This is a genomic window from Pseudomonas sp. B21-040 (genome assembly GCF_024748695.1).
In the GTDB taxonomy this organism is placed as follows: Bacteria; Pseudomonadota; Gammaproteobacteria; order Pseudomonadales; family Pseudomonadaceae; genus Aquipseudomonas.
Window position 1 is genome coordinate 5,054,506 of record NZ_CP087176.1, and the last position, 16,107, is coordinate 5,070,612.

The following is a 16,107-nucleotide window of genomic DNA, read 5'->3' on the forward strand; positions in this document are numbered from 1 at the left end:
CAAAATAGGCTCCGCCTGTTCAGAATTTCAAGCAGTGCCACACAATAAAGAACGGTCAGGGCAGATAAAGGGTGAACATACCGCCGCCCAATGGGCCGCCATTGCTGAGCAGAGTGCGTCCGCCGACGCCATTGCGCTGGTGCAGCGCGGCGATCCGCCCGGCAAAATACAGGCCCAGCCCGGTGCTACTGCTGCTGTAGTTGATGCCCTGCACATAATCCGCCTGACACTCGATCATCTCGGCCGGATAGCCGTTGCCATCGTCGTTGATGCTCAGCACCAGTTGACCGCCCTCGTCACTGACGCTGATCAGCAGCGACTCGCGCGCGTAACGAATGGCGTTGTTGATGATGTTGCCCAGCACCGAGGCGACCAGTTCCCGATCGAAGAAACCCAGCGGGCTCAACGGGTCGACTTCGTAGGTCGCGATGATGCCGCGACTGGCAAACACTTCTTGATGACTGGCCAGTTGCGCCTCAAGGAAATCATCCAGATCGTGGTAGGCCGGCTGCAGCGGTAGCTGATTGACGCCCAGTTTGTACAGGCCCAACAACTGCACCAACATGCCGTTGAGGTGCGCGAACTCATACTCGATGACGCCCTGCTCCGGGCAGTGCTGCTGCGGATCAGGCAAGCGCGCCAGCCAATGGCTGTGTGCCTGCATCACCATGGCCAGCGAGTTCTTCATGTCATGCACGGTGGAGGCAATCACCGTCGAGAAATCCAATGCCGGGCTGTCTTGGCTCATCCGTTGAACGCCTTGATTTTGAGTTTCTGATAGCGCGGATAACGCGCGTCGGTATCGGGCATCAAGCCGACCATTTTCAGGCAAACCCGACATTCTTCTATTTCCGCCGACGGCACACTGGTGTCAGTGCCGTGCAACAGCGACTGCGCCATGTTCAGGGCGATACTGATGTTTTTCGGCTGCATTGCCAGCGCTTTGCGGAACACCGCGCGGGCTTCCACCAGGTTGCCAGTCTTGTACACCCGCACGCCTTGGCGGTTCAGTTCGGCGGCGGCGTTGCTGGAACTGAGGATCGTCGGGTCGTCAGTCAGTTTGGCGATGCCCTTCATCACGACCGGATCGTCACCGTAGATTTCCGCGCAGTTTTTCAACATCGATGCGCCAGCACTCGCCTGACCGAGCATTTGCAATTGTTTGGCCACCAGCAGCGCGGCTTCGGCGCTCATGAACTGCTCCATGCCATCAAGGCGCATCATCGCTTGCTCGGTGAGCTTCTCGGCAGTTTCGGCATCGTTGAGCAACAGACTGGTGGCTTTCATCAGGCGCGCACGAATCTGCAGGCCAGGGTCGCTCGGATTTTCCTTGGCCACCAGGCTCAGGGTCGTGTTGATTTCCAGGCGGGTGCGAGTATCCAGGCCTTTCTCGCTGCCTTTGCTGATCAAGGCATGAGCCAGGCCCAGGTTGCTTTCCGCATCCTTGAAACGCGACTGGGCCCCTTGGTTCACCGCCTGGCGATAAGCTCGGGAGGCGGTGTCGAAATCTTCGTTGGCCATCGCCAGTTTGCCCAGCAGCGCTTGTCGGCGAACCGCCAGCGGCGACAGACGAATGGCTTCTTCCAGTACTTTTTGGGCGCCCTTGTTGTCGCCTTCGACCACCAGCACGTCGGCCATGCCGTCATACAACGCAGGCATCAACGGAAACACTTTCAGCGCTTTTTCGTAGATGCCCTTGGCCTGGCTGACCTGGCCGCGCTTGAACAGCAACTGGCCCAACCCGGCAAACGCCCACGGCAACGGTCGATCAGCAATGATGCTGTCGTAGAGGCGCTCCAGCGCTTCGTTCTGATTCAAGTCGCGCAACGCATCCGCACGGTAGCGCAAGCACAGTGGCGAATAACGGATGTCTTTCTTGCACAGCTCGATGCAGGCGTTGAGCACTTCAAGTGGCTTGCCACGGTCGAGTGCTTGCAGGATCGGCTTGAGCAGGTTCTTGCGTTGCTCCAGGCGCTCCAGGCGCTGAGCCAGGCCCGAGCGGTTGAACGGCTTGGTCAGGTAGGCATCCGGTTCGTGCTCCAGCGCACTGAGGACCATGGCCTGGCTGGTTTCAGCAGTGACCATGACAAACACACTTTCATGGCTGATCAGCTTCTCGATCATCAAGTCTTCAAGCACTTGCTGACCGTTCTTCTTGCCGTCGCCGAGGTGGAAATCCTGCAGGATGAAATCGTAGGACTTCTGCGAACACATGCGCAGCGCCTGCTCGCCAGAATCTGCGGTATCCACGTCCTTGACGCCCAGCTCACGCAGCATGGACCTGACGGAACTGCGGAAATCCGAGAAATCATCGACGATCAGAAAACTCTTTTGGTGATACGACAGCATCGAAGATTTCCAGGCAATTTTAAGAAGAAGAGCGTGACCGTTCGGGTTATCGGCCAGCACTGGCGTTACCTTGAGAATTAGTAGGCCTCAAGTGTCGGCTAAATGTTTGCGCAAGTGGTCAGAACCCCACCGCCCCCGGCCCGACGCGTATAAACGAAGACCTCCTCCCGGCGAAGTCCGCCGACTCGAGCATTACTCCAGAGATACGCCTGCCAGGGCAGTTCGCGACCGTCGTGACGCTGTTGGGTGGCCTGGTTGCGCCGGCATGGCCGGTTGATTGTCCGTCACCGGCGGTGGCCAGTAACACGAACTGCACAGTACCGGTCGGTACAACCGTGACAGTCAACGCCGTCAATCCCGGGGTTATACAGCCTCACTGGAAGGCGGCTACCCGTTCTTGATCGATAAGGGCGAAGGTGAGGACAAATACGAAAACCTCTACCTCGAACCGCAGGCTCAATTGATCTATTCGCACATCGACCTCGATGACAGCAATGACATTGCTGCCGATGTACGTTTCAGGGATGTCGACTCGCTGATTGGCCGCCTGGGCGTGCGCCTTGCCAAAGACTGGTTCCGCGAAAATGACAAAGGAGAAACATTGCGCACCAATGGCTGGCTGCGTCCCAGTGTCTGGCATGAGTTCAAGGGGCAACCCAAAACCGAATTCTCCTCGGCCGACGGCTTCGTACCCTTCGAGGCGGATATTGGCGGGAGTTGGTGGGAGGCCAACCTGGGTGTCGATTATCAGGCCGACAAGAAAGTCACGTTCTATATTTCAGCCGGCTATCAGAAGGCCTTTGATGGCGACAGCCATAGCTATGAGGGCATGCCGGGGGTGAAATACGATTTCTGACCTTGGCCGGAGCGGCAAAAGGAACGTCATCGGTGTGGAAAGGAAGGTGGTGTCCCAGGGCAGGTTCGAACTGCCAGCCTTCCCCTTAGGAGGGGGATGCTCTATCCAATTGAGCTACTGGGACACAAGTCGCACGCATTGCGGTGCGATGGAGGGCCTGCATGTTAACGGGCAGGCCTGCGTTTGTCATGTCGTCCGTAGGGCTTTTTAACTGTAGGCAGACGCCCGCATGAGGGTGGGTTCGTTTACCGTGCAAATTGCATCCTCTCAAAATGCCATCATTGCAATTTGCAACGCAGGCCGTTTTCAAAGATAAGTTAATTCTTTGTTTTTAAAGGATTTAATAGCCGTTAAACTCCTGGCACGCGGGCTGCTTCAGCTGTTCTCAAGAATGTTCTCCAGAACAGCTGAGGTGAGCCTCATGAACCGCGCCCTTTTACTCTCGAATGCAATCGCTCTTGCAGTCCTGGCGAGTTTTCATTTTGCCCCCGAGAGCAGTGCGACGCAGGTTGCTCAGCGCATGCCGCATTACCTGCAACTGCAAAAAGCCCCGCAGTTAGCGGTGATGAATGATCAGCACGGTTTTAATCGCCAGGATGTGAGCCAGGAAGGTACACCCGTGTCGCAGGCTTCAGAACGCTTTGTATTTTGAATCATCCCTATCAGGAGCACAGCATGTCCAAATCAGCTGCAGGATTTTTGATCCTTGCCTTACTGAGCGGCATTCTTCATCTGGCATTGGTTCAGGAATCAGTGGTCACCCCGCCCCTGATTGCCTGCGGCGTTTTTGGTGGCTTATTTGTGCTGGCATTGATTGCCGGTCGAAAAATCAAATTCGATCCGGTTCTGCGTTGAGTGTCAGTAGATGCAGCAGGTTGGCAACGGTGACAGAGAGCTCCCCGGAATTATCCAGTCGATGGACCTGCGTATTACCGAGTAAATCGTTAGCGGCGAATTGTTCATTACGCCGCAGTCTCGCTTCGATCTCATCAAGACTCTCGCGGCCACGCCGCACCAGGCGCTTACGCAACACTTCATCCGTTACGGTCAGCACTACCGGCAACAGCGCGGGATAGCGTTGTAGCGCCTCGGCAAAATGACCGCGAGAACCGTTGATCAGTACGTGACGACCGCCCTTGAGCCAATCATTAATCTGAATCGGAATGCCATAACCCAGGCCATTGGCATGCCACGACAAGGCAAAGTCCCCTGCGTCTTTGCGACGCTCGAATTCTTCGCGGGATACGCCGATGGCGTCCTCACCCACAGACTCGGCCGAGCGTGTGATGACCCGACGCACCACTTCGCAGTTCATCGAGCGCAACGGTATTCGAGCCGCTTCAATGAGGCTGTCTTTGCCGGATCCGGAAGGCCCCATCAGATAAATCAGCCTGCCATCCATCCTGAATCATCCCCCACGACACTTGAGCCCCTAGTAAATCGGCAATTTGCCACTATTCTGTATTAGACAAGGATCAAGGATCGAATCCTTATAGCATGCACCTTCAGGCGTTTTCGGACATCACCTGCGGAGGCAAAGGATGCATTCAGCGATGCGGCGCTGGGCAAATTTTTTCCAACCAGTCCGCATTTCTGAAAATGGGTGCTGGCAGAACGCCTTTACCCAGATCAATATTTGTCACAGAATTGACGCCAATGATCTGGCTGCTTTGAGGCATGATGCGCGCCTCTATCAATTCAGGTTGAACATTTGGCCATAACGCTTGTCCTACCAGACATCCTGCGGCCAATCCCGAGAACCGCTCCCCTGAACTAACCGGTTAAATATATGCGCCCATTGAAACAGGCAATTTATTCCAGCCGTACGGCTGACAAGTTCGTCGTACGTCTGCCAGACGGAATGCGTGAACGCATTGCCGAGGTGGCTCGCAATCATCATCGCAGCATGAACTCCGAAATCATTGCGCGCCTTGAGCAGAGCCTTATTCAGGAAGGCGCACTGGGCGAAGAATTGAGCATGCGCCTGGACAGCCCCGAACTGTCATTGCACGAACGCGAGTTACTGCAACGCTTTCGTCAACTCTCTCACCGCCAACAAAACGCTCTCGTGTCGCTGATTGCCCACGACGCCGAATTGGCCGCCGACGCTTCCTGATTCATCCCGAAAGCTCAAGCCAGCATAATTGCTGGCTTTTTTTTGCCTGAAATCTGGCAAAAAAAACCCGCCGGGTTGGGCGGGTTTTCAAAAGCGTACACGTCAGAGCAGAAAGATCGTCGCCAGCCCGAGGAAGATGAAGAATCCGCCGCTGTCGGTCATGGCAGTAATCATTACACTCGCGCCCATCGCCGGGTCGCGCCCAAGTCGCGCCAGGGTCATTGGAATCAAAACCCCCATCAATGCTGCCAGCAACAGATTGAGCGTCATGGCGGCAGTCATGACCACGCCAAGGGACCAACTGCCGTAAAGCATATAGGCCACTACCCCAATCACCCCGCCCCAGACCAGGCCATTGATCAAACCGACCGCCAGCTCCTTGCGCATCAGTCGCGAGGTATTGCCGGTACTGACCTGATCCAGAGCCATGGCCCGCACGATCATGGTGATGGTCTGGTTACCGGAGTTGCCACCGATACCGGCGACGATCGGCATCAGTGCCGCCAGCGCGACCAGTTTTTCGATGGAGCCTTCAAACAGGCCAATTACCCGGGAAGCAATAAACGCAGTAATCAGGTTCACCGCCAGCCAGGCCCAACGGTTACGCAGGGATTTCCAGACTGACGCAAAAATGTCTTCTTCTTCGCGCAGACCCGCCATGTTGAGAACTTCGTTTTCGCTCTCTTCACGAATCAGGTCGACCATTTCGTCGATGGTCAGACGGCCGATCAGCTTGCCGTTCTTGTCGACCACGGGGGCAGAGATCAAGTCATAACGTTCAAACGCCTGAGCAGCGTCGTAGGCGTCTTCGTCCGGGTGAAAACTCACCGGATCGCTGGCCATGACTTCCGAAACCTGTTTTTCCGGATCGTTGACCAGCAAACGCTTGATCGGCAGCACGCCCTTGAGCACGCCGTCATAGTCGACCACAAACAATTTGTCGGTATGACCCGGCAGCTCCTTGAGACGGCGCAGGTAACGCAGGACCACTTCGAGACTGACATCCTCACGGATGGTCACCATCTCGAAGTCCATCAGTGCACCGACCTGCTCCTCGTCATAGGACAACGCGGAGCGAACGCGCTCACGCTGCTGGCCGTCGAGGGTTTCCATCAGCTCGTGGACGACGTCTCGCGGCAGCTCGGAAGCCAGGTCAGCAAGTTCGTCGGCGTCCATGTCCTTGGCCGCCGCCAGGAGCTCGTGATCGTCCATGTCGGCGATCAGGGTTTCACGGACCGAGTCGGATACTTCGAGCAGGATGTCGCCGTCACGATCCGCCTTGACCAGCTGCCAAAGCGTCAGACGATCGCCCAGCGGCAGTGCTTCAAGGATGTAGGCGACGTCGGCGGAGTGCAGATCATCGAGCTTGCGTTGCAGCTCGACGAGATTCTGCCGGTGAACCAGGTTCTCGACCCGGTCGTGGTGCGGACCTTCCTGGCGATGAGTCAGGTCTTCGACAACCCGCTGACGCTGCAACAGCTCAACAACTTGAGCGAGGCGGTCCTGCAGGCTTTCTTGCGTTTTCTTTACTTCAACTTCGGACATAGGCGAACTCCACTCCCAGCAGCGGGGCACGCCGGAAGGATCAATCAGTCAATTCATGATTGGTAAAACGGGGTATTGAGTAACTACTGGGTAAGTCCATGGATGTATTCCACAAGCCCCGGCGGGGCTGACGGGCGCAATGATACACCGCCCAACGGTTTTAAACGTTAAAAAATCGTGGCTGAAACAAGCGCTTGCAAGCCAAACCTGAGCGCCACCTTATCTATCAAACTGCGACGACTCATTCTGAAAAGAAAACACACCGCTCTCAAAAAATGTAGCAGCTACCCTTGATATCGACCGTCATGGAGGACGCCAAATGTCACCTTATTCCTACTATTTTTTGCTGAGCGCGCTGCTTTGCCTGTCGCCTTGGTTGCATGCGGCGGCTGTCCACCGGTGCGAGGCACCCAACGGGCACCTGACCTTCACCACTATGAGCTGCACGGACGCAGAGAGCCTGTCAGTGCAGGAGGTGCGCCCCTTCACCCCCGGCAGCGTGATGGCGCTCATGCCGAACGCCGACAGCACTGAAAAATCAGGCAGGAATAGCAAAAGCAGAGCGCCGACCATTGTGGGTCAAGCCGAGGACAAATGTGGAAATCTGATCGACGCCAGAAAACGGCGCGAAGCGATCATCAATCAACGAGTCGTTGCCGGCATGAGCCAACAGGATGTCGAGAGCGCTCTCGGCAAGCCAGACAAGATCAGTATCAGGAATTCATCAACGAGTTACCGTTACGACACCCAGCGAGGTCGCAGCGCACATGTCGAGTTCGACGAGAAAGGATGTACGAAAGGAAAAGCCAAATCCCAGACGGCAAAAAGCCCGCATTAAATGCGGGCTTTCTGTTGTATGGTGCACTCGACAGGATTCGAACCTGTGACCGCTCGGTTCGTAGCCGAGTACTCTATCCAGCTGAGCTACGAGTGCATTTGTGTTTTTAGACCAGATCACAACTGGTTGAAGCCAAGTCATTCACATTGCTGCAGATGACTCTTAAATGGTGCACTCGACAGGATTCGAACCTGTGACCGCTCGGTTCGTAGCCGAGTACTCTATCCAGCTGAGCTACGAGTGCATTTGTTGCCGCGCATTATAGGCCGTTGAATCTTTTTGTAAAGCGCTTTTTTCTAGTAATTTCAACAACTTACCGAAGAAGCCAGATTACAACGTACTACGCAAATAATGGCGGAGAACGGGGGATTCGAACCCCCGACACCCTTTTGAGGTGTACTCCCTTAGCAGGGGAGCGCCTTCGGCCACTCGGCCAGCTCTCCGCAACACGGGGCGTATCTTAACCAACCTTTTCCCCGTTTGCAAACATAAAAAACGATAAAAATTAATGGCTTGGTTCTTCGTCCTTCTCTTTCTTTATACGCAGGTAAATTTCCTCACGATGCACAGCAACCTCTTTCGGGGCGTTGACACCGATACGCACTTGATTTCCTTTGACGCCGAGCACGGTCACGGTGATTTCGCCATCACCAATAATCAGGCTTTCTGCGCACCGACGGGTCAGAATCAGCATACCTTTCTCCTAACGCATTTCATTTCAGGGACAACAGTCTGCAAAAAAAAGGCACTCGACCCACAACCAGAATGATCGCAGCCCTACATGCCTGAGTATTGACCAGCGCGAGCAAAAGAACAGTTCCAGGTCGCGCCACTCAAAAAAAAACGAAGGGCGCGGTCAGACCGCGCCCTTCGTCAAACGCATCACTCGCCCTGACGGGCTGGCGCGTCCAGTTCGAAAGCTGTGTGCAGAGCGCGCACAGCCAGTTCCAGGTACTTCTCTTCGATCACAACGGAGACTTTGATTTCCGAGGTCGAGATCATCTGGATATTGATGCTTTCTTTCGCCAGCGATTCGAACATGCGGCTAGCCACGCCTGCGTGCGAACGCATGCCAACGCCCACGATCGACACCTTGGCGATCTTGGTGTCACCCACGACTTCACGGGCACCCAGTTCGCTAGCAGTTTTTTCCAGCACGGTTTGCGCCGCCTGGTAGTCGTTGCGGTGCACAGTGAAGGTGAAGTCGGTGGTGTTATCGTGCGCAACGTTCTGCACGATCATGTCGACTTCAATGTTCGCGGCACTGATCGGGCCGAGAATCTTGAATGCAACGCCCGGGATGTCTGGCACGCCACGGATGGTCAGCTTGGCTTCATCGCGGTTGAAAGCGATACCGGAAATGATCGGCTGTTCCATGGTTTCCTCTTCATCAATAGTAATGAGGGTGCCCGGACCCTCCTTGAAGCTGTGCAGAACGCGCAGCGGAACGTTGTACTTGCCGGCGAACTCGACCGCACGGATCTGCAAAACCTTGGAACCGAGGCTGGCCATTTCCAGCATCTCTTCGAAGGTAATCTTTTCCAGGCGCTGGGCCACGGACACCACGCGCGGGTCAGTGGTGTAGACACCATCGACATCGGTGTAGATCTGGCATTCATCAGCCTTCAAGGCTGCTGCCAGCGCCACGCCGGTGGTATCGGAACCGCCACGACCGAGGGTGGTGATGTTGCCGTGCTCGTCGACGCCCTGGAAACCGGCGACAACCACCACGCGACCGGCCTTCAGGTCGCCGCGAATCTTCTGGTCATCAATCTGCAAGATACGCGCTTTATTGTGCGCGCTATCGGTCAGAATCCGTACCTGATTGCCGGTGTACGACACCGCTGGCACGCCACGCTTCATCAGCGCCATGGCCAACAGCGCAATCGTCACCTGCTCACCGGTGGAGACGATCACATCCAGTTCACGCGGAACCGGTTGGTCATCACCACTGATTTGCTTGGCCAGATCGATCAGACGGTTGGTTTCGCCGCTCATTGCAGACAGCACAACCACCAGGTCATCGCCGGCATCGCGGAATTTCTTAACCTTGTCGGCGACCTGCTCGATTCTCTCGACAGTGCCGACTGAGGTGCCTCCAAATTTCTGTACGATCAAAGCCATTTCAAAGCCGCCTCTGCCCATGAAGGGCGCCCAAATAATCACTCAAACAGCGTTCTGGCCCGCCACTAGACCGCGGGCCAGACACACTGCCTTATAAACCCTGCTCTACAAATGGAACGGTCAGGGCCAATGCTGCATCCAGTGCGCCAGCGTCTGTACCGCCGCCCTGCGCCATGTCCGGACGACCACCGCCCTTCCCGCCCACTGCCGCAGCGGCTTGCTTCATCAAATCACCGGCTTTGAGTTGGCCAGTCAGGTCTTTGGTTACGCCTGCAACCAGAACGACCTTTTCCTCATGGACACTGCCGAGCAGGATCACTGCGCGGCCGAGTTTGTTTTTCAGTTGATCGACCAGCGCCAGCAGCGCTTTGCCGTCCTGACCGTCCAGACGCACGGCCAACACCTTCACGCCTTTGACGTCCAGTGCAGAGGCCGACAGATCGTCGCCCGCCGCGCTGGCAGCCTTGGCCTGCAACTGCTCGAGTTGCTTCTCCAGCAGACGGTTGCGCTCCAGCACAGCCGACAGCTTGTCGATCAGGTTGTCGCGGCTACCCTTGACCAGGTTCGCCGCTTCCTTGAGTTGTTCTTCAGCCGCGTTCAAGTAGGCCAGTGCCGCAGCACCAGTGACTGCCTCGATACGACGTACGCCCGATGCCACACCGCCTTCGCTGATGATTTTCAGCAGGCCGATATCGCCAGTACGGTTGGCGTGGATACCGCCGCACAGCTCGACGGAGAAATCACCGCCCATGCTCAGTACGCGCACGTTGTCGCCGTACTTCTCGCCGAACAGCGCCATGGCGCCCTTCTTCTTGGCGGTTTCGATGTCGGTTTCTTCGGTTTCAACGGCGGAGTTCTTGCGAATCTCGGCGTTGACGATGTCTTCCAGCGCTTTCAACTGCTCAGGCTTGATCGCCTCGAAGTGACTGAAGTCAAAGCGCAGGCGCTGACTGTCGACCAACGAGCCTTTTTGCTGAACGTGATCGCCCAGCACCTGACGCAATGCCGCGTGCAGCAAGTGGGTCGCCGAGTGGTTCAGCGAAGTGGCGTGACGCACGTCAGCCTCAACGTGGGCTTCCACGGGAGCGCCGATGATCAGGCTGCCGCTTGCCAGCACGCCGTGGTGCAGGAACGCTCCGCCGGTCTTGGTGGTGTCACGCACGTCGAAACGCGAAGCGCCGGCTTGCAGATAACCACAATCGCCGATCTGGCCACCGGATTCGGCGTAGAACGGCGTCTTGTCGAGAACGATCACGCCCTCGTCGCCTTCGCTCAATACGTCGACCGACTGGCCGTCCTTGTACAGGGCAACGATTTTTGCCGAACCGCTGGTATCGGTGTAGCCAGTGAATTCGGTGGCCACGTCAACCTTGACCAGGGTGTTGTAGTCCAGGCCGAACGAGCTGGCCGAACGCGCACGCACGCGCTGGGCTTCCATCTCGCGCTCGAATCCGGCTTCGTCGATGGTCAGCTCTCGCTCACGGGCAATGTCGGCGGTCAGGTCCATTGGGAAACCGTAGGTGTCATACAGCTTGAACACCACGTCGCCCGGCACCACAGTGCCTTTGAGTTCGGCCAGATCCTGCTCGAGAATCTTCAAGCCGTGTTCCAGGGTCTTGGAGAACTGCTCTTCCTCGGCCTTGAGCACGCGCTCAATGTTGGTCTGTTGCTGCTTGAGTTCCGGGAAGGCTTCGCCCATCTCGGCCACCAGCGCCGCGACGATCTTGTAGAAGAAGCTACCGGTTGCGCCCAGCTTGTTACCGTGACGGCAGGCGCGACGAATGATCCGGCGCAGTACATAACCGCGACCTTCGTTGGACGGCAGAACGCCGTCGGCGATCAGGAAGCCGCACGAACGGATGTGGTCGGAAACCACTTTCAGCGAAGACTGATCGCCATTTTCGCAGCCGATCGCATCGGCCGACGCGCTCAGCAGGTTCTTGAACAGGTCGATTTCGTAGTTGGAGTTTACGTGCTGCATTACCGCACTGATCCGCTCCAGGCCCATGCCGGTGTCGACCGACGGCGCTGGCAGCGGATGCAATACGCCATCGGCGGTGCGGTTGAACTGCATGAATACGTTGTTCCAGATCTCGATGTAGCGGTCACCGTCTTCTTCCGGCGAGCCCGGTGGGCCGCCCCAGATGTGGTCGCCGTGATCGTAGAAAATCTCGGTGCATGGGCCACACGGGCCAGTATCGCCCATGGTCCAGAAGTTGTCGGAGGCGTAAGGCGCGCCCTTGTTGTCGCCGATGCGAATCATGCGCTCGACCGGCACACCGATTTCTTTGGTCCAGATGTCATACGCTTCGTCGTCCGAGGCATAGACGGTGACCCAGAGTTTTTCCTTCGGCAGCTTCAAAACGCCGGTCAGGAAAGTCCAGGCGAAGGTAATCGCGTCGTGCTTGAAATAGTCACCGAAGCTGAAGTTACCGAGCATTTCGAAGAATGTGTGGTGACGAGCGGTATAACCGACGTTTTCCAGGTCGCTGTTCTTGCCGCCGGCGCGTACGCATTTCTGGCTGCTGGTGGCGCGGGTGTACGCGCGTTTTTCCTGGCCCAGGAAGCAGTCCTTGAACTGGTTCATCCCCGCGTTAGTGAACAGCAGGGTTGGGTCGTTGCCCGGAATCAAAGAGCTGGAGGCTACACGGGTGTGGCCTTGCTCTTCGAAGAAGCGAAGGAAGGCTTCACGGATTTCTGCGCTTTTCATTAGGTTCTTCCACGGAGGCTGCGGCCAAAGGCCTGTTCGAAACGTCAACAGACGAAGCGACGGCAAAGGGCCGCATTATATCGGCCCTGCGCGCGGGGTACAGCGTGTTTATACGATAGAAACGGTCAAATGGAACGCTAACGCTATCACTTGCGCGAAAAGTCGACGAATGCCGCGACGACTTGTTCGATTTGAGCACGGCTGACATCCATGTGCGTGACCATTCTCAGCCGACCGGCAGCGCTGAGCTTGATGCCACGATCAGTGGCGAAGCGCTTGATCGCCTCGGCGTTGTCACCCATGGCCACGTAAACCATGTTGGTCTGCACCGGTTCAACCTCATAGCCCGCCGCACGCAGGCCTTCGGCCAGCAACTGTGCGTTGGCATGGTCGTCGGCCAGACGCTGGACGTTGTTGTCCAGCGCGTACAGGCCCGCCGCGGCCAGAATCCCGGCCTGACGCATGCCACCGCCGACCATTTTGCGTAACCGGCGTGCCTTGCCGATCAACTCGACCGAACCGCACAGCACCGAACCGACTGGCGCTCCCAGGCCTTTGGACAAGCAGACCGAAACGGAATCGAAGTGCTGAGTGATTTCCCGGGCATCAACCCCCAGTTTGACTGCCGCGTTGTATAACCGCGCGCCGTCCAGGTGCAGCTGCAACCCGTGCTCACGGGTAAAACCACGGGCCCGCGCCAGATACTCAAGCGGCAGCACCTTGCCTTGCATGGTGTTTTCCAGCGCCAGCAAACGGGTGCGGGCGAAATGGAAATCGTCCGGTTTGATCGCGGCCGCCACGTGGGCCAGGTCCAGCGAGCCATCGGCCTGCACTTCCAGCGGCTGCGGCTGAATCGAACCGAGCACCGCCGCACCGCCACCTTCGTACTTATAGGTGTGCGCCTGCTGGCCAACGATGTACTCCTCGCCACGCTCGCAATGTGCCATCAGGCCCAGCAAGTTGCTCATGGTGCCTGTCGGAACGAACAGCGCCGCCGCGAAACCCAGGCGCTTGGCCAATTCGGTTTCCAGACGATTGACCGTCGGATCTTCACCATAAACATCGTCACCGGTGGTGGCTGTGGCCATCGCGTCGAGCATGCTGGCGCAAGGTTGGGTGACGGTGTCGCTGCGAAGATCGATAACACTCATGAATCTGGCCTCGGTAAGCAGGGGAAATCCCTTTCAGGAAAGAATTACTGCGGGCATGGCGACGATTAATCAACCCTTGCGCAGGAAAAGGTCGATTAAACCAACGGAAAAGTCGATGACAATCATCCAAAAGGGGCCATGCGCATACCGCAAATATGTGATAAAAACGCTGCGCCGCCAAACATTCCGGCGGCAAAAACGTTCTCAGGGCGGGGTGCAACTCCCCACCGGCGGTAATTGCGCGCAATGCGCATAGCCCGCGAGCGCTTGGCGACAGGCACGGCATTGGCTGTGTATGACGACAAGGTCAGCAGACCCGGTGTGATCCCGGGGCCGACGGTCATAGTCCGGATGAAGAGAGAACGGGATTGACACCATAGGGCCGTCCGCAGGCATTCGTGCGAGCGTGCGCACCCTCAAATCCCATTCGATTCATATGCCCTGTTTTAACCATAAACAGGAGTCAGAACATGCAACCCACCGCAATTGACAGCAAAAGCAAACACTCTCATGGCGAGCGCGTTGCGTTCATCCAGGCCTGCTGGCACAAGGAAATCGTCGATCAGAGCCGTAAAGGCTTCGTGACCGAAATGATTGCCCAGGGTTATCAGGAGTCAGAAATCGATTTCTTCGAAGTCGGCGGCGCCTTTGAAATGCCCCTGCACGCCAAGTTGCTGGCCAAGACCGGTCGTTATGCCGGCATCGTCGCCGCAGCCCTGGTGGTTGATGGCGGGATCTACCGTCACGAGTTCGTCGCCCAGTCGGTGGTCAGCGGCCTGATGCAGGTGCAACTGGAAACCGAAGTGCCAGTGTTCTCGGTATCCCTGACCCCGCACCACTTCCATGCCGGTGAAGAGCACCAGAAATTCTTCTTCGAGCATTTCCTGCATAAAGGCCAGGAAGCGGCGAAAACGTGCGCGGATACGCTGCAGAAGATGCGTGCGCTGCGCCGCACCGAGCCGCGTGCAATGGCTGTCTAATCCAAAATCTTTGGTCCGGGTGAAGTCTCTGCCTTCACCCAAACCAACTGTGGGAGCGAGCTTGCTCGCTCCCACAGGGGGGTTGCGTATCGCTTAAGTTGTGGTCAGGCCAGGTTTTCGTCAGTCGTCGGCACGACCAGAATGCCGGCACGCAAGCCATTCTTCACCTTGGGGTTCGGAAAGATGATCCGGGCGCCCTCTTCTTCGATGATCCAGCGGGTATTGGCGATGTCTTCCGCCAACAGATAACCCACCTCCAGCTGCGAAAAATTCTCGATGTCCACTGGAAGGTTCAAGCGGAAGCTATCGCTGTGCTTGATGATTTCCCGCGCCACGCTGTACAGCTGCAAACCGTCCAGCGCTGCGTCGGTCAGTTCCGGCTCGGTGCCTTCGATGATCTGTTTCAGGCGGTTTTCCAGCAGGGAAACGTTGACCCCGTCGTTCTGCCCGAACGGCCGTGCCTTGCCCAGTTCAAGGGTGAAGGACTCGGCGCCCAGCTTGTCGTAGGTGTAGGAACTGAAGACGATGGACGGCTTGTTCTGCAACAACACGGCCTCCATCCCGGCAGCACGCAGGCGCGCCAGTTCCAGACGCGAATGCTGGCGGCCTTCCTTCCAGGGGTACAAGGCGAACTGTTCGATTTTCGAGCCGCGAATCGCAGTGTGCAGATCGTAGTGCAGGCGCTGGCGATCCGGCAGGCTGAAGAAACTCGCCGCCAGCCGCTCCAGCTCACAAGCGCGCAAGGCTTCTGAGCCGCTGCTTTGTTCGTGACGGCCATTGAACAGCCGATTGACGTCCTGCTCGATAAAACGCTCGCCTTTACGGATCGCGTCGGGGTTACCGAACAGGAACAGAATACGTGCGCGTGGCTTGAGGTCGCCACGGGCGATGTCATGCAACAGGCGATCGAGCAATTCGATCGGCGCTGTTTCGTTGCCATGGATACCGGCCGACAGCAGCAGGTCCAGGCCGTTGTCGCGAGCCTCAGGTGGCCGGACTTCCAGCGCACCTTCGCTCAACCAGCGCATCCGCACGCCTTCGACTGTCAGTTGAGTCTTCTCCGCCGGTTCGCGGCCGGCGAGGGTTAGTTCAAGCAGTTTGCCGAGGGCGAGCATAGAGCGTTTCCTTAGTGGTCGTGTGCGCAATCCGGGCCATGCACGTGGTCTTCGTCGCCGACTTCAGCCGGTTCCATTTCCAGTTGCAGACTTACCAGATTAGTCGCCAATGGGCGCAGCAGCAGGTTGGCGTATTCAGCGTCGCCTTCTTCAACGTCCACACCGATCAGCAGTTGGCCGCGGCCATCGTGCTGGATCCACAGCTCTTTGCCTTGCCACATGACCGCGACGCGGGTGCAGGAAGTTTCCAGTTGCGTGCCGTCGGTGTCTTCAAGGATCAGCTGCAGGGTATCGCTCATGTTTTTTACGCTCTCGGTTGAGAC

General features: G+C 57.1%; 16 protein-coding genes, 4 tRNA genes and 1 riboswitch. Of the genes, 6 read left to right on the forward strand and 14 right to left on the reverse strand.

Annotated elements, in window-relative coordinates; genetic code table 11:
* Positions 1 to 55 precede the first annotated feature (55 nt).
* Together LOY55_RS23170 and LOY55_RS23175 are read right to left on the reverse strand one after the other, a co-directional pair.
* The gene (locus LOY55_RS23170; RefSeq protein WP_046031546.1) at positions 56 to 748 is read right to left on the reverse strand and encodes a sensor histidine kinase KdpD; all 693 of its coding nucleotides are present in this window, start codon (positions 746 to 748) and stop codon (positions 56 to 58) included.
* Positions 745 to 2,349 carry a tetratricopeptide repeat-containing response regulator gene (locus LOY55_RS23175; RefSeq protein WP_109785161.1) on the reverse strand — a complete coding sequence of 535 codons (1,605 nt, stop codon included), beginning with the start codon at positions 2,347 to 2,349 and terminating at the stop codon, positions 745 to 747. Before LOY55_RS23175 ends, LOY55_RS23170 begins: the two co-directional genes overlap by 4 nt.
* A gap of 310 nt (positions 2,350 to 2,659) precedes the next feature.
* On the opposite strand from LOY55_RS23175, the gene LOY55_RS23180 reads away from it, so the two are divergent.
* Positions 2,660 to 3,205 carry an autotransporter outer membrane beta-barrel domain-containing protein gene (locus LOY55_RS23180; RefSeq protein ID WP_258668366.1) on the forward strand — a complete coding sequence of 182 codons (546 nt, stop codon included), beginning with the start codon at positions 2,660 to 2,662 and terminating at the stop codon, positions 3,203 to 3,205.
* Positions 3,206 to 3,252: 47 nt separating this feature from the next.
* Here LOY55_RS23180 and LOY55_RS23185 read toward each other — a convergent pair.
* A tRNA-Arg gene (locus LOY55_RS23185) sits at positions 3,253 to 3,329 on the reverse strand.
* Positions 3,330 to 3,626: 297 nt separating this feature from the next.
* Between LOY55_RS23185 and LOY55_RS23190 the strand changes: the two genes are divergently transcribed.
* Positions 3,627 to 3,857 (forward strand): hypothetical protein, encoded by a 231-nt coding sequence (locus LOY55_RS23190; protein WP_109785268.1) that lies wholly within the window; start codon positions 3,627 to 3,629, stop codon positions 3,855 to 3,857.
* 23 nt (positions 3,858 to 3,880) lie between these two features.
* The gene (locus LOY55_RS23195) at positions 3,881 to 4,060 is read left to right on the forward strand and encodes a PA3371 family protein (protein ID WP_109785142.1); all 180 of its coding nucleotides are present in this window, start codon (positions 3,881 to 3,883) and stop codon (positions 4,058 to 4,060) included.
* On the opposite strand, the gene phnN is transcribed toward LOY55_RS23195, so the two are convergent.
* Positions 4,035 to 4,607: a phosphonate metabolism protein/1,5-bisphosphokinase (PRPP-forming) PhnN gene (gene phnN / locus LOY55_RS23200; RefSeq protein ID WP_109785141.1), complete on the reverse strand. Its 573-nt coding sequence runs from the start codon at positions 4,605 to 4,607 to the stop codon at positions 4,035 to 4,037. The two genes, LOY55_RS23195 and phnN, sit on opposite strands and share 26 nt — an antisense overlap.
* Before the next feature lie 387 nt (positions 4,608 to 4,994).
* On the opposite strand from phnN, the gene LOY55_RS23205 reads away from it, so the two are divergent.
* Positions 4,995 to 5,321, forward strand: a complete 327-nt coding sequence (locus LOY55_RS23205) for an Arc family DNA-binding protein (protein ID WP_028620557.1) — start codon at positions 4,995 to 4,997, stop codon at positions 5,319 to 5,321.
* A gap of 102 nt (positions 5,322 to 5,423) precedes the next feature.
* Here LOY55_RS23205 and mgtE read toward each other — a convergent pair whose 3' ends face one another.
* Positions 5,424 to 6,866, reverse strand: a complete 1,443-nt coding sequence (gene mgtE, locus LOY55_RS23210; RefSeq protein WP_109785140.1) for a magnesium transporter — start codon at positions 6,864 to 6,866, stop codon at positions 5,424 to 5,426.
* A gap of 319 nt (positions 6,867 to 7,185) precedes the next feature.
* On the opposite strand from mgtE, the gene LOY55_RS23215 reads away from it, so the two are divergent.
* On the forward strand, positions 7,186 to 7,704 hold the full coding sequence (locus tag LOY55_RS23215; RefSeq protein ID WP_223522225.1) for a cell envelope protein SmpA: 519 nt from the start codon (positions 7,186 to 7,188) through the stop codon (positions 7,702 to 7,704).
* 19 nt (positions 7,705 to 7,723) lie between these two features.
* Here LOY55_RS23215 and LOY55_RS23220 read toward each other — a convergent pair.
* The 7 genes from LOY55_RS23220 to ltaE form a co-directional block, all read right to left on the reverse strand.
* Positions 7,724 to 7,800, reverse strand: a tRNA-Arg gene (locus LOY55_RS23220).
* A gap of 71 nt (positions 7,801 to 7,871) precedes the next feature.
* Positions 7,872 to 7,948: transfer RNA gene (locus LOY55_RS23225), tRNA-Arg, on the reverse strand.
* 108 nt (positions 7,949 to 8,056) lie between these two features.
* Positions 8,057 to 8,147 (reverse strand) — tRNA-Ser (locus LOY55_RS23230).
* Positions 8,148 to 8,209: 62 nt separating this feature from the next.
* Entirely contained in the window at positions 8,210 to 8,398 is a 189-nt protein-coding gene (gene csrA, locus LOY55_RS23235) for a carbon storage regulator CsrA (protein ID WP_002554426.1), read from the reverse strand.
* Between the two features lie 188 nt (positions 8,399 to 8,586).
* Positions 8,587 to 9,828, reverse strand: a complete 1,242-nt coding sequence (locus tag LOY55_RS23240; protein WP_046031539.1) for an aspartate kinase — start codon at positions 9,826 to 9,828, stop codon at positions 8,587 to 8,589.
* A gap of 91 nt (positions 9,829 to 9,919) precedes the next feature.
* Positions 9,920 to 12,538: an alanine--tRNA ligase gene (gene alaS / locus LOY55_RS23245; protein ID WP_046031538.1), complete on the reverse strand. Its 2,619-nt coding sequence runs from the start codon at positions 12,536 to 12,538 to the stop codon at positions 9,920 to 9,922.
* A 146-nt stretch (positions 12,539 to 12,684) separates the two neighbouring features.
* Positions 12,685 to 13,689: a low-specificity L-threonine aldolase gene (gene ltaE / locus LOY55_RS23250; RefSeq protein ID WP_109785139.1), complete on the reverse strand. Its 1,005-nt coding sequence runs from the start codon at positions 13,687 to 13,689 to the stop codon at positions 12,685 to 12,687.
* A gap of 196 nt (positions 13,690 to 13,885) precedes the next feature.
* Positions 13,886 to 14,057, forward strand: a riboswitch (FMN riboswitch).
* A 102-nt stretch (positions 14,058 to 14,159) separates the two neighbouring features.
* On the opposite strand from ltaE, the gene LOY55_RS23255 reads away from it, so the two are divergent.
* Positions 14,160 to 14,669, forward strand: a complete 510-nt coding sequence (locus tag LOY55_RS23255; protein ID WP_109785138.1) for a 6,7-dimethyl-8-ribityllumazine synthase — start codon at positions 14,160 to 14,162, stop codon at positions 14,667 to 14,669.
* Positions 14,670 to 14,773: 104 nt separating this feature from the next.
* On the opposite strand, the gene astE is transcribed toward LOY55_RS23255, so the two are convergent.
* Complete coding sequence (gene astE, locus LOY55_RS23260) at positions 14,774 to 15,784, reverse strand: succinylglutamate desuccinylase (RefSeq protein ID WP_046031535.1); 1,011 nt, start codon at positions 15,782 to 15,784, stop codon at positions 14,774 to 14,776.
* Positions 15,785 to 15,795: 11 nt separating this feature from the next.
* Positions 15,796 to 16,083 carry a hypothetical protein gene (locus tag LOY55_RS23265; protein ID WP_046031534.1) on the reverse strand — a complete coding sequence of 96 codons (288 nt, stop codon included), beginning with the start codon at positions 16,081 to 16,083 and terminating at the stop codon, positions 15,796 to 15,798.
* Between the last annotated feature and the right edge of the window lie 24 nt (positions 16,084 to 16,107).

Excerpts from the sequence above, each read along its gene's own strand:
- LOY55_RS23170 (WP_046031546.1), bottom strand. The coding sequence starts at position 748 with ATGAGCCAAGACAGCCCGGCATTGGATTTCTCGACGGTGATTGCCTCC.
- LOY55_RS23175 (WP_109785161.1), bottom strand. The coding sequence starts at position 2,349 with ATGCTGTCGTATCACCAAAAGAGTTTTCTGATCGTCGATGATTTCTCG.
- LOY55_RS23190 (WP_109785268.1), top strand. The coding sequence starts at position 3,627 with ATGAACCGCGCCCTTTTACTCTCGAATGCAATCGCTCTTGCAGTCCTG.
- LOY55_RS23195 (WP_109785142.1), top strand. The coding sequence starts at position 3,881 with ATGTCCAAATCAGCTGCAGGATTTTTGATCCTTGCCTTACTGAGCGGC.
- phnN (WP_109785141.1), bottom strand. The coding sequence starts at position 4,607 with ATGGATGGCAGGCTGATTTATCTGATGGGGCCTTCCGGATCCGGCAAA.
- LOY55_RS23205 (WP_028620557.1), top strand. The coding sequence starts at position 4,995 with ATGCGCCCATTGAAACAGGCAATTTATTCCAGCCGTACGGCTGACAAG.
- mgtE (WP_109785140.1), bottom strand. The coding sequence starts at position 6,866 with ATGTCCGAAGTTGAAGTAAAGAAAACGCAAGAAAGCCTGCAGGACCGC.
- LOY55_RS23215 (WP_223522225.1), top strand. The coding sequence starts at position 7,186 with ATGTCACCTTATTCCTACTATTTTTTGCTGAGCGCGCTGCTTTGCCTG.
- csrA (WP_002554426.1), bottom strand. The coding sequence starts at position 8,398 with ATGCTGATTCTGACCCGTCGGTGCGCAGAAAGCCTGATTATTGGTGAT.
- LOY55_RS23240 (WP_046031539.1), bottom strand. The coding sequence starts at position 9,828 with ATGGCTTTGATCGTACAGAAATTTGGAGGCACCTCAGTCGGCACTGTC.
- alaS (WP_046031538.1), bottom strand. The coding sequence starts at position 12,538 with ATGAAAAGCGCAGAAATCCGTGAAGCCTTCCTTCGCTTCTTCGAAGAG.
- ltaE (WP_109785139.1), bottom strand. The coding sequence starts at position 13,689 with ATGAGTGTTATCGATCTTCGCAGCGACACCGTCACCCAACCTTGCGCC.
- LOY55_RS23255 (WP_109785138.1), top strand. The coding sequence starts at position 14,160 with ATGCAACCCACCGCAATTGACAGCAAAAGCAAACACTCTCATGGCGAG.
- astE (WP_046031535.1), bottom strand. The coding sequence starts at position 15,784 with ATGCTCGCCCTCGGCAAACTGCTTGAACTAACCCTCGCCGGCCGCGAA.
- LOY55_RS23265 (WP_046031534.1), bottom strand. The coding sequence starts at position 16,083 with ATGAGCGATACCCTGCAGCTGATCCTTGAAGACACCGACGGCACGCAA.